This is a genomic window from Microbacterium sp. NPDC059771 (assembly GCF_042732495.1).
Classification (GTDB): domain Bacteria; phylum Actinomycetota; class Actinomycetes; order Actinomycetales; family Microbacteriaceae; genus Microbacterium; species Microbacterium sufflavum.
Map to the genome: position 1 here is coordinate 55,525 of NZ_JBHWHK010000003.1, position 12,424 is coordinate 67,948.

Below are 12,424 nucleotides of genomic sequence, written 5' to 3' on the forward strand. Positions count from 1 at the left end.
GCTACGGCACCAGGATGATCTTGCCGGAGGCGGCGCCGGATTCCATGAGCTCATGGGCCCGGGCCGCCTCGGCGAGCGGGAGCTCCGGGCCGAGCTCGATCGTGAAGTCGCCCGATGCGAGCAGCTCGACGGTCTTCTCCAGGGCTTCGGCGCGCCAGGCGAGCTCCTGCTCCGTGAGCGGGACGGGGGAGCCGCCCGAGAACGCGCGGATGCCGAAGTCGGCCGCGTCGGGGCCGCGCACGATCGTGGCGATGCGGTCGCGGTCGGGCACCAGGGCGAGCGAGGTCTCGATGGCCTCGTCCGTGCCCGCGCAGTCGAGCGCCACCGTGACGGGCGACGGAGCGGCCGCGCGCACGCGGTCGAGCAGGCCGTCTCCGTATGCGACGGGGAGGGCACCGAGCTCGCGCAGCTGCTCGTGCCGGGCGGGGCTCGCGGTGGCGATCACGGTCGCGCCGCCGGCCACCGCGAACTGCACCGCCGCCTGACCCACCGAGCCGGAGCCGCCGTGCACCAGGAGCACGTCGCCCGCGGTCACGCCGAGCGAGCGCAGCGCCTGATACGCGGTGCCGGCGGGGATGCCGATCGCGGCGCCCTCGGCCGCGGTCACCGCGTCGGGGAGCTTCACCAGCTTGTCGGCCTCGACCGCGAGCGCCGAGGCGTACGTGCCGACCGTGTCACGGATCGCGACGCGGTCGCCCACCTCCAGCCCGTCGACGCCCTCGCCGAGCACCTCCACCACGCCCGCGCCGTCGAAGCCGACGCCCCGCGGTTCGGTGATCGGCGGTGACGGACGCTTGCCGCTGCGCAGCTTCGCGTCGATGGGGTTCGCGCCGGCGGCCTCGATGCGCACCACGGCCTCGCCGCGCACGGCGACGGGATCGGGCACCTCCATCAGGTGCAGGACATCGGGGGAGCCGAACTCGGTGTAGACGATCGCGCTGGCCATGTCCCCAGGCTACCCGGGGAGGACACCGTCAGCGCCCGGACAGGATCAGCGCCCGGACCGGATCAGCGCCGGGGCAGGATCAGCGCCGGGACAGGATCAGCGCCCGGTCAGGATCACCGCCCGGGGAGGACACGGTCAGCGCCCGGACAGGATCACCGCCCGGGGAGGACACCGTCAGCGCCGGGGCAGGATCAGCGCCCGGACAGCGCCTTCATGATCCGCTGCGGCGAGACCGGCTGCGCGGTGCCGAGGCGCTGCGCGAACACGCTCACGCGGTACTCCTCCAGCAGCCACCGCACCTCCACCAGCGTCGGCGGCGCGTCGGGCGGCAGCGGGATCGTGCCGCCCGCCTCGGTGAACGCGGTCGCCATGCGCTCGAACTCGGTCAGCCGCGCCCGGTCCTTGCCCGGCTCGTTCGCCAGCGTCTTCAGGCGGTCGAGCATGCCGTCGAGGTAGCGGGGGTAGTGCGCGAGCCGGTCGATGCCCGCCGCCGACACGAACCCGGGGTGCAGCAGACCGCTCAGCTGCGTGCGGATGTCGTTCAGCGGTCCGAGCAGCGCCAGGGAGTTCTGCGCCTTGATGCCCCGCTCGACCTCGCGCGCCTTGACCAGGATCCGCGCCACCAGGGACACGGCGGCGAACAGCTCGTCCACGAGCACCGCCGACACCGCCTCCCGGACGCGGGCGAACTCGGCCTCCGTGCGCACGATGCCGCGACCGGCGCCGTCCGGCCCGCCCGTCGACGCGTCGATCACGCGGCGGGCGACCGCGGCCCTGGCGTCTTCGATCAGCGCCGCGGCGGAGGGATACGGCGACGCCGCGAGCGCCAGCTTCTCCTGGCTCGTCAGATGCTCCTGCACGTACGACGACGGCGAGGGCACCGTGAGCAGCACCAGCCGGAGCACGCCGTCCCTGGTCGCGGTCGCGGCGGCCTCCGCGGTCGCCTCCACGCGTACGGAGACGCTCTTGCCCGCGTCGACGATCGCCGGGTAGCCGCGCACGACGCCGCCGGCGACCCGGGTGTCGAGCACCTCGGGCAGGTCGCCGAAGGTCCACGCGGTCAGCCCGGTCTGCTCCACCGGGGCGGCCGCGACGCGCTCGGCGCCCGCCGCGGTCGGGCTCGCGCGTCGTGACGGCGCCGCGATGGAGCGGGCGACGCTGCTGCGGGCGCGGTCCGACAGCTCGGTCTGCAGTGCCCGGAGGTCGCGCCCCGAGCCGACCACGCGGCCGCGTTCGTCCACGGCGCGGAAGTTCATGCGCAGGTGCGCGGGCACGCGGTCGTCCTCGAAGTCCGCGGCCGACACGAGCTGGTTCGCGAGAGGCTGGATGAGGCGGGCCAGTGCCTCCTTGAGCGTGCGCGGGGGAAGGCCCTCGTGCGACTCCGGGCCCTGGTCGGCCAGCTCGGCGCCGAACTTCTCCGCCCAGTCGGCGGCGGGCACCACGTGGCGGCGGATGGCCTTGGGCAGCGCGCGCAGCAGTCCCGTGACGAGCTCGGCGCGCAGACCCGGCACCTGCCAGTCGAAGCCGCGGTCCTCGATCTGCGCGAGCAGCGGCAGGGGCAGCACCACGCTCACGCCATCGTCGGGGGCTCCGGGCTCGAAGCGGTAGGCGAGCCCCAGCACCTGGTCGCCCTGCGTCCACCGCGTGGGGAACTCGCGCTGGTCGGCGCGGTCGGCCTCGTCGACCAGGTCGCTCTCGCGCATCACGAGCAGCTTCGGCGCGGTCGTGAGCGCCTCGCGCCACCACTTCTCGAACGAGCGCACATCGAACACGTCGGCGGGGATGCGCTCGTCGTAGAAGCGGAACACGGCCTCGTCGCCGGCGAGGATGTCGCGGCGGCGCTCCCGCTCCTCCAGCTTCTCCAGGCGGCGGCGCAGCTCGGCGTTGCTGCGCCAGAACGCGCTCACCCGCTTGTCGATGCGCGACGGATCCCACTCGCCCTCCACGAGCGCGTGCCGCACGAACAGCTCGCGCGACGCGGCCCGGTCGATGCGGGCGAACTGCACGCGCCGGCGGGGGATGATCTCCACCCCGAACAGCGTCACCTTCTCGAAGGCGACGGCGGCTCCGGCATCCTTCGACCAGTGCGGCTCCGTGACCTGACGCTTCGCGAGGTCACCGGCCAGCGGCTCGGCCCACGCGGGGTCGATCTGGGCGACCGTGCGGGCGAAGGTGCGGGAGGTCTCCACGATCTCCGCCGCCATCACGGCCCGCGGGCTCTTCTTGCGCAGCGCCGAGCCGGGGAAGATCGAGAACCGGATGCCGCGGGCCCCGCGGTACTCGGTCACCCGGCGCTTCGGGTCCTTCGCGGGGGAGTGGCTCTTGCCGGCCGGGGCCGTGCGCTCGTCGAGGATGCCGATCTGCGACAGCAGACCAGACAGCAGGGCGCGGTGGATCGCGTCGGGGTCGGCCGCGCCACCCGCCTCCGCGCCGCGCTCCGGGTTCTTGCCGAGCGTGCGCAGCTGGCGGTGCACGTCGAACCATTCGCGCACGCGCACGTAGTTGAGGTGCTCGGCGCGGCACAGCCGGCGGAACGCGCTCGACCCCAGCTCGCGCTGCTGCTCGCGCAGGTGGTTCCACAGGTTCAGCAGGGTCAGGAAGTCGCTCGTGGGGTCGGCGAAGCGCGCGTGCAGGCGGTCGGCCTCCTCGCGGCGCTCCTCCGGCCGCTCCCGCACATCCTGGATCGTGAGTCCGGCGACGATCGCGAGCACGTCGCGCAGGACGGCGCCGCTGCGGTCGCGTCCCGCCTCGAGGAGCATGCGCGCGAACCGCGGATCGATCGGCATGCGGGCGATGTCGCGGCCCACGCGCGTGAGATGCGTCGAGCCGTCCCGCCGCGACGGCTCGACCGCGCCCAGCTCGGTGAGCAGGTCGAACGCGGCCTTCACGCCGCGGGAGTCGGGCGGGGTGAGGAACGGGAACGCCTCGATGTCGCCGAACCCCAGCGACAGCATCTGCAGGATGACCGAGGCGAGCGAGGTGCGCAGGATCTCCGGCTCGGTGTACTCCGGGCGCCGGTCGTAGTCCTCCTCCGAATAGAGGCGGATCGCGATGCCCTCGCTCGTGCGGCCGGCGCGCCCCGAGCGCTGGTTCGCTGAGGCCTGGGAGATCGCCTCGATCGGCAGGCGCTGCACCTTGGAGCGGTTGCTGTACCGGGAGATGCGGGCGGTGCCGGTGTCGATCACGTACTTGATGCCCGGCACGGTGAGGCTGGTCTCGGCGACGTTCGTGGCGAGCACGACCCGCCGTCGCACCCCCGCCACGCGACTCCGCTCGAACACCCGGTGCTGTTCAGCCGCCGAGAGCCGTCCGAACAGCGGCAGCACCTCGGTGGGGGAGCGGTCCTTCCCGTAGGCGCCGCGCACCGCATCGGCCGCATCACGGATCTCGGCCTCGCCGGGCAGGAACACCAGCACGTCGCCGGGGGCTTCACGGTCCAGCTCGCGCAGGGCCGCGACGATCGCGGACACCTCGTCCTCCGGGTCGCCGGATGCCGATGCCTCCTCGTCCGCGTCGTCCACGAGGGGCCGGTAGCGGACCTCCACCGGGTACGTGCGGCCGGAGACCTCGATGATCGGGGCGGGGGTGCCGTCGGCGGCGGCGAAGTGCCGCGCGAAGCTCTCCGGGTCGATGGTCGCCGAGGTGATGATCACCTTGAGGTCGGGGCGCTCCGGGAGGATGCGGGCGAGGTAGCCGAGCAGGAAGTCGACGTTGAGGGAGCGCTCGTGCGCCTCGTCGATGATGATCGTGTCGTAGCGCGTGAGCAGCCGGTCGCGGTGGATCTCGTTGAGCAGGATCCCGTCGGTCATCAGCGCGATGCGCGTGGCATCGGAGACCTTGTCGGTGAAGCGCACCTTGTAGCCCACGAGCGTGCCGAGCTCGACGTGCAGCTCCTCCGCGACGCGCTCCGCGATCGTGCGGGCGGCCAGGCGTCGGGGCTGCGTGTGGGCGATGCGCTCGCGGCCGAGTTCGAGCGCGATCTTGGGCAGCTGGGTGGTCTTGCCCGAACCGGTCGCGCCCGCGACGATCACGACCTGGTGGTCGCGCACGGCGTCGGCGATCTCCTTCCGCGCGGCGCTGACGGGCAGCTCCGGGGGATAGGAGATCACGGGGGAGGACATAGCCCTCCATCGTATGCCGGGATGCGCGCCCTACGATCAACTCGTGACCTCCCCCCTCGCGCCCACCCGCTGGTTCCGGGACTTCGGCCGGCCACCGCGCATCCTCGGCCTCGACGTGGCCAGGGCCCTCGCGATCCTGGGTATGGCCGCCGCCCACGTCGGCGAGCTCCGGCCCTTCGCGTGGGGCGACCCGTCCACCTGGACCGACCTGGTGAACGGCCGCTCCTCGATCCTGTTCGCACTGCTCGCCGGGGTGTCGATCGCGCTGATGACGGGGCGCAGCACGCTGCCCGCTCCCGAGCGCATGCCGACGCTGCGCCTGAACCTGGTGGGCCGGGGCGCGGCGATCTTCCTGATAGGTCTCGCGCTCGAGATGCTGAACACGCCCATCGCGGTGATCCTCACCCTCTACGGGCTGCTCTACGTCGCGGTGATCCCGTTCCTGCGGTGGCGGGCGTGGCAGCTGCTCCTCGCGGCCGGGGTGCTCGCGCTCGTGGCCCCCGCCGCGCTCGCGCTGCTGAGCGCGCTCGCGCTGGAGCCCTACGGCGCAGGGCTCGGCTTCGCGCTGTACGGCGTGTACCCGCTGACGGCGTGGCTCGCGTTCGTGCTGGGCGGCCTCGCGCTCGGCCGGCTGCACGTGGAGCGACTCCGCACGGCGGTCGTCGCGCTCGCTGTCGGCGTGCTGCTCGCGGTCATCGGATACGGGCTCGGCGCGGTCGGCCAGGCGGCCGGAGTCGGGGGCGACGACGGTGGCATCGGCTCCGGCGACGGCGGCTTCGGATTCGGCTCCGGGTGGGACGCGTACCCCGCGGCGCTCGCGGGGCTGGACCCGCTGCGGTCGGTGCTGTCGGCGTTCTTCGGCGTGGAACCGCACTCCGGGGGCACGGCCGAGATCCTCGGCTCCGGGGGCTTCGCGCTCGCGGTGGTCGCGCTGTGCCTGCTGCTGAGCCGGCCGCTGCGGTGGGTGTTCCTGCCGCTCGCGGCACTCGGCTCCATGCCGCTCACGGCATACACGGTGCACGTGGTGTCGATCGTGGTGCTGGTCGGCCCCGGCGGCTTCGTGCAGAGCACGGCCTTCTGGCTGCTCACCGCGATCGCACTCGTGGTGGCCGCGACACTGTGGTCGATCCTCTTCGGCCGCGGACCCCTCGAGCGCCTCGTGGGTCGGGCGGCGCAGGCCATGGCCTCGGTGCCGGTCGACCGACGCGGTGCCTCCGCCGACACGGAAAGACACGATCCCGCCACACCTGTCATCACAGGTCATAGGCTGGACCCATGACCACCATTCCCTCTCTCGAACTCAACGACGGCAACTCCATCCCGCAGCTGGGCTACGGCGTCTTCAAGGTGCCGCCGGCCGAGACCGAGCGCGCAGTGAGCGAAGCGCTGGAGATCGGCTACCGCCACATCGACACCGCCGCGATCTACGGCAACGAGGAGGGCGTGGGCGCCGCGATCGCCGCCTCCGGCATCCCGCGCGACGAGCTGTTCATCACCACCAAGCTCTGGAACGACCGCCACCACGACGACGAGCCGCGTGCGGCGATCGGCGAGAGCCTCGAGAAGCTCGGGCTCGACCGGGTCGACCTGTACCTCGTGCACTGGCCCACCCCGGCGAAGGACGACTACGTGCACGCGTTCGCCAAGCTCATCGAGCTGCGCGAGGCCGGACTGACCCGCAGCATCGGCGTCTCGAACTTCCTCGTGCCGCACCTGGAGCGCACCGTGAAGGAGACCGGCGTCGTCCCGGCCGTGAACCAGATCGAACTGCACCCGGCGTACCAGCGTCGCGAGGAGGTCGCGTGGGCCGACGCGAACGACGTGCGCATCGAGGCGTGGGGTCCGCTCGGTCAGGGCAAGTACGACCTGTTCGGCATCCCGGCGGTCGCCGACGCGGCCGCGGCCCACGGCGTCACCCCGGCGCAGGCGGTGCTGCGCTGGCACCTGCAGAAGGGGATCATCGTCTTCCCGAAGTCGGTGCGCCCCGAGCGTCTGCGCGAGAACCTCGACGTGTTCGGCTTCGAGCTGACCGACGCGGAGATCGCCGCGATCGACGCCCTCGACCCGCTCGACGGTTCGGGTCGTGTCGGCTCGCACCCCGACGAGGTCAACTGACGGGAACCCCCGCCCCACGGAGTCGGCCCGATCGACCGGTCACGCAACGGACCGGCTGACCCCGCCCACGGAGTCGCCCCGATCGACCGGTCACGCAACGGACCGGCTGACCCCGCCCACCACCCCCCCGCACCCGGATGCCCCGTGTCGCCGCTCGCGACGCGGGGCGTTCGCGTGGGAGCCGCGATCCCGTGCTCACCGCCGCAGCCCGCCGTCCCGCCGCGCGGCGTAGCGTGGACGGCATGACCAACCGGCTCGCGGACACCCTCAGCCCCTACCTCCGGTCGCACGCCGAGAATCCGGTCGACTGGTATCCGTGGGGCGAGGAGGCGTTCGCGGAGGCACGACGGCGGGACGTGCCGCTGCTGATCTCGATCGGCTACTCCACGTGCCACTGGTGTCACGTGATGGCGCGCGAGTCGTTCTCCGACCCCGTCACGGCCGCGCTGATCGACGAGGGCTTCGTGGCGGTCAAGGTCGACCGCGAAGAGCACCCGCACGTCGATGCGGCGTACATGGCCGCGGCGTCGGCGTTCACGCAGAACCTCGGCTGGCCGCTGACGGTGTTCACGACGCCGAGTGGCCGCGCGTTCTTCGCCGGCACTTACTGGCCGCCCGAGCCCCGGCCGCCGATGCCCGCGTTCCGCGAGGTGCTGGCGGCCGTGCGGGAGGCGTGGACGGTGCGGCGCGCGCAGGCGGAGGAGTCGGCGGACGCGGTGACCGAGGCCCTCGCCAGGGCCGCCGAGTCCGCGCCGTCCGACCTGCCCGACGCGGCGGCGATCGTCACCGCCGCCGACGGGATCGCGGCCAGGGAGGACCGGCTGTTCGGAGGCTTCGGCGGGGCGCCGAAGTTCCCGGTGGCGACCACGCTGCGGCTGCTGCAGCATCCGCTGGTGCGGGCGGGTTCTCCCGACGCCGGGGCAGCGGCCACGCGGGCGCTCGCGGCCATGTCCGGCTCCGACCTGCGCGACGAGGACGGCGGCTTCTTCCGCTACGCCACGCAGCGGGACTGGACGGTGCCGCACTACGAGCGCATGCTCACCGACAACGCGCAGCTGCTGGAGGTCGCGCTGGACGAGGGGGATACGGGCACCGCCCGCGGCATCGCCGGTTTCCTCCTGGGCGTGCTGCGACGCGACGGCGGCGGCTTCGGCGCCGCGCAGGACTCGGAGTCGTGGATCGACGGGGTGCGCAGCGAGGGCGGGTACTACCAGCGCCCGGTATCCGCGCGCGGCGAGCTGGAGCCTCCCGCGGTGGACGGCAAGGTCATCACGGGCTGGAACGGCCTCGCGGTCGGGGCGCTGGCCAGGGCGGGGACGACTCTCGGCGAGCCCGACTGGGTCGAGGCGGCGGCCGCGGCGGCCGATCACGTGCTGCGCGTCAACCGCGGCGACGACGGCGCGCTCACCCGGGCGTCGCTCGACGACCGTGCCTCGGCAGCCCCGGCGACCGCGGCCGACCTCGCGCTGTTCGCTGAGGGACTGCTGGGCCTCGCCGCCGCGACCGGGGAGGCCCAGTGGGCGGTCACGGCGCTGCGGCTGCTCGACCCGGCCCTCGACGGTGCCGCCGGCGCCGACCCGCTGCTTGCGGCGCAGGGCATCGCGACCTCGCCCGACCACACCGACGGCGACCTCCCCTCCGACGCGGCGGCGGTGGCGGGCGCTGCGCTGGCGGCGTGGCGGCTCGGTGCGGGGGACCGGTACCGCGAGGAGGCGGTCGCCCGGGTGCGGATGCTGGCGGCGCGTGCGCTCGGTCAGCCGTTCGCGCACGGGAGCCTGCTCCGGGTGGCCGCGGGGCTGGTCGCACCGCCCCGTCAGCTCGTGGTCGTGACCGACGACCGCGACGGGGCGCTCGCCCGCGCCGCGCGGGACGCCGACGCCGACGTGCTCGCGGTGGTGTCGCCCGCCCAGGCCGCCGCGTTCGCCGCGGCGGGCTTCGAGCTGTTCGAGGGCAAGGCCGCAACGCCCGAGCGCCTGTACGACTGCCGGGCGTTCGTGTGCCGGCTTCCCACCGCCGACCCCGCCGAGGTCACGAGGGAACGCTGACGCTCACCCTGCCCTCCGCCCGCTCCCGGAGTCGACTGGGCAATCTGCCCAGGGTGGACAGCGCGCCGGGCGTTCGATTGCGCGCGATGCCCACCATTCGCTGCACCGATTGCCCAGGGGGCGACGTGCGTTCTAGGGTGGCGCGACACCACCCGGATCACAGCAAGGATGCTCTGACGATGCCCCTCTCCGCCCGTCCCGGCCTCGACGCCGTCCCCGCCTACCGTCAGGGCCGCTCGGCCCCCGCCGGTGCCTCGAAGCTCTCGTCCAACGAGTCCCCGCATCCGCCCCTGCCCTCCGTCGTGCAGGTCGTCCAGGAGCGCGTCGCCGGCATCCACCGCTATCCCGACATGAGTGCCGCGGCCGTGCGGCAGGCGCTCGCCGCGCGCTACGGCGTCGACGTCGACGAGGTCACGGTGGGAGCCGGATCGGTGGAGATCGCGGCCCAGCTGATCCACGCGGTCGCCGGCGCGGGTGACGAGGTCGTGTTCGCGTGGCGGTCATTCGAGGCGTACCCCTCGCTCGTGCGCATCGCGGGGGCCACGCCCGTGCCCGTTCCGCTCGACGCGCAGCACGGCCACGACCTCGACGCGATGCTCGCCGCGATCACCCCGCACACCCGACTGGTGTTCGTGTGCAACCCGAACAACCCCACCGGCACGGTCGTCGACGCGGACGCGCTCGAGCGCTTCGTGGCCGCCGTGCCGCGCGACGTGCTCGTGGTGATCGACGAGGCGTACGTGCACTTCGATCGCACGGCGAGCCGCGGCGCCGGCATCGAGCTGTTCCGCCGCCACCCGCACGTCGCGGTGCTCCACACGTTCTCCAAGGCCTATGGTCTCGCCGGCCTGCGCATCGGCTATGCGATCGCCCCGCGCGAGATCGCCGAGGCGCAGCGCAAGGTGGCCGTGCCGTTCGGTGTGACCGACCTGGCGCAGGCCGCCGCCCTCGCGTCGCTCGCGGCGGAGGAGGAGCTGGCCATCCGCATCGACGAGGTGGTCGCGCAGCGCGAGCGCCTGTACGCCGTGCTCACCGCCGCGGGCTGGCCCGCCGTCCCGTCACAGGCCAACTTCGTCTGGGTCCCGTCGGGGGAGCGCACCGCCGAGCTCGACGCCCTCCTGCACGCCGGGGGTGTCGTCGCCCGCGCCTTCCCCGGCGAGGGCATCCGGATCTCGTCCGGCTCCGCCGCCGACATCGACAGGGTCGAGGCCGCCCTCGCTGCCGCGGTCTCCGGCGGCGACGCCGCGCACGATTCCGACCGCGATTCCGACCTGATGGGGGTGTCCGCGTGAGCGTCGAGGTCCCGGTCACGACCACCACCACGAAGGGCCTGCATCCCGGGCTCACCCGGCGCCAGATCTCCATGATGGGGCTCGGCGGCGCGATCGGCGCCGGGCTGTTCGTCGGCTCCGGCCAGGCGATCGGGATCGCCGGTCCCGCGGTCCTCATCTCGTATCTGGTCGCCGGCGGCATCGTCGTGCTGGTCATGGCGATGCTGGCCGAGATGGTCGCGGCACGCCCCAGCTCCGGCGCGTTCAGCTCCTACGCCCAGAAGGCGATGGGGCGCAGCGCCGGCAGCGCGGTCGGCTGGCTCTACTGGATCCAGCTGATCGTGGTGATCGCGGCCGAGGCGACCGGGGCGGCGGGCATCGTGGCCGGCTGGATCCCCGGCGTGCCCGCGTGGGTGTGGGTGCTGGTGTTCGTGGTCGCCCTCACCGCGGTGAACCTGTTCGGGGTGCGCAACTACGGCACCTTCGAGTTCTGGTTCGCGGCGATCAAGGTCGCCGCGATCATCGCGTTCCTCGTGGTCGGCGTGTGCGCGATCGTCGGCCTCATCCCCGGTGTTCCGGCCACGGGTGTGTCGAACCTCGTGGACGAGGGCGGCTTCGCGCCCAACGGCATCACCGGCATCGCGGCGGCGCTCCTGATCGTGGTGTTCGCGTTCGGCGGCACCGAGGTCGTGGCGATCGCGGCGGCCGAGTCCGACGACCCGGCGCGCAACATCCGCCGCATCGTGCGCGAGGTGCTGGTGCGCATCCTCATCTTCTACGTCGGCTCGATCTTCGTGATCGTCGCGGTGCTGCCGTGGGACGACCCCGCGGTGGAGGCCGGTCCGTTCTCGGCGGTGCTCGACACGCTCCATGTGCCGGGTGTCGGTCTGGTGATGGACCTCATCGTCGTGGTCGCGCTGCTGTCGGCCATGAACGCCAACATCTATGGCGCCTCCCGCATGGCGTATTCGCTGGGGGAGCGCGGACTGGCGCCGCTGGCGGTCACCCGCACGAGTCTCACGGGCGTGCCGTACCTGGCGGTGCTGGCGTCGGTCGCGTTCGGGTTCGTCACGGTCGGGCTGAACTGGGCGTTCCCCGATGTGGTGCTCCCCGCCCTGTTGAACGTGGTGGGCTCGACGCTGCTGGTGATCTGGACGGCGACCGCGGTCTCGCAGATCGTGCTGCGGCGCCGGGCGGACCGCGCCGGCGAGGCGATGCCGATGCGGATGTGGGGCTTCCCGTGGATCTCGTGGCTGTGCTTGGCCCTGCTCGCCGGGGTGATCGCCCTCGCGATGATCGACCCCGCGGCGCGCACGCAGCTGCTGCTGACCCTCGGGCTGACGGTCGTGCTGCTGGTGGTGGCGCGGCTCACCCGTGGTGTGTCCCGTCCCGGCGTGGTGCGGGAGTAGCGGCGTGCGCATCGACCGGCTGGACGCCGCGCTGATCCGGTTGCTCACCGAGTCGCCGCAGCTGCCCATCCTGGAGTGTGCGCGGCGGCTGGGCATCGCACGCGGCACCGCCACCAGCCGGCTCGCGCGACTGCACGAGGGCGGGGTGATCGAGGCAATCGTGCCGCGCGTCGACCCGGCCGGCTTCGGATACGGCATGGTCGCGTTCTGCCTGGTCGAGATCGATCAGAAGGTGGGGCACGACGAGGTGGCCGCCGCGCTCGCGGACGCGGTGCCGGAGATCGTGGACATGCACACCGTGACGGGGGCGAGCGACATGCAGCTGCGCCTGGTCGCGCGCGATGCCACGCAGCTGCAGGAGGTGCTCGACCGGGTCGCCGTCGTGCCGGGGGTGGCGCGCACGGCGTCGTCCATCGCGATGCGTACGCACCTGTCGGGGCGCGTGCTGCCGCTGGTCGAGCACGTGGCCACCGACGACGCCGGCTGAGCACCGGCCTCGCCGTCGGGGGCTCCCGTG

8 protein-coding genes are annotated in these 12,424 nt (G+C 73.3%); 6 read left to right on the forward strand and 2 right to left on the reverse strand.

Translation table 11 applies throughout. The annotated features are described in order from the left end of the window. Nucleotide 1 precedes the first annotated feature (1 nt). Nucleotides 2-946 carry an NADP-dependent oxidoreductase gene (locus ACFV3I_RS17610; protein WP_136030971.1) on the reverse strand — a complete coding sequence of 315 codons (945 nt, stop codon included), beginning with the start codon at nt 944-946 and terminating at the stop codon, nt 2-4. 191 nt (nt 947-1,137) lie between these two features. Next, nucleotides 1,138-5,067, reverse strand: a complete 3,930-nt coding sequence (hrpA, locus tag ACFV3I_RS17615) for an ATP-dependent RNA helicase HrpA (RefSeq protein WP_378823832.1) — start codon at nt 5,065-5,067, stop codon at nt 1,138-1,140. Between the two features lie 43 nt (nt 5,068-5,110). Between hrpA and ACFV3I_RS17620 the strand changes: the two genes are divergently transcribed. The 6 genes from ACFV3I_RS17620 to ACFV3I_RS17645 all read left to right on the forward strand — a co-directional run bounded on the left by ACFV3I_RS17620 (nt 5,111) and on the right by ACFV3I_RS17645 (nt 12,394). Continuing rightward, nucleotides 5,111-6,346 (forward strand): heparan-alpha-glucosaminide N-acetyltransferase domain-containing protein, encoded by a 1,236-nt coding sequence (locus ACFV3I_RS17620; protein WP_378823833.1) that lies wholly within the window; start codon nt 5,111-5,113, stop codon nt 6,344-6,346. Continuing rightward, nucleotides 6,343-7,182, forward strand: coding sequence for an aldo/keto reductase (locus ACFV3I_RS17625; RefSeq protein ID WP_136037144.1), 840 nt, complete (start codon nt 6,343-6,345; stop codon nt 7,180-7,182). The genes ACFV3I_RS17620 and ACFV3I_RS17625 overlap by 4 nt, the downstream gene beginning before the upstream one ends. Before the next feature lie 242 nt (nt 7,183-7,424). Continuing rightward, entirely contained in the window at nt 7,425-9,227 is a 1,803-nt protein-coding gene (locus ACFV3I_RS17630) for a thioredoxin domain-containing protein (RefSeq protein ID WP_378823836.1), read from the forward strand. A 179-nt stretch (nt 9,228-9,406) separates the two neighbouring features. Next, entirely contained in the window at nt 9,407-10,519 is a 1,113-nt protein-coding gene (gene hisC / locus ACFV3I_RS17635; RefSeq protein ID WP_206253069.1) for a histidinol-phosphate transaminase, read from the forward strand. Then, complete coding sequence (locus tag ACFV3I_RS17640; protein WP_136035929.1) at nt 10,516-11,907, forward strand: amino acid permease; 1,392 nt, start codon at nt 10,516-10,518, stop codon at nt 11,905-11,907. Before hisC ends, ACFV3I_RS17640 begins: the two co-directional genes overlap by 4 nt. 4 nt (nt 11,908-11,911) lie before the next feature. After that, nucleotides 11,912-12,394, forward strand: a complete 483-nt coding sequence (locus ACFV3I_RS17645; RefSeq protein ID WP_136028578.1) for an Lrp/AsnC family transcriptional regulator — start codon at nt 11,912-11,914, stop codon at nt 12,392-12,394. The last annotated feature ends 30 nt before the right edge of the window (nt 12,395-12,424 follow it).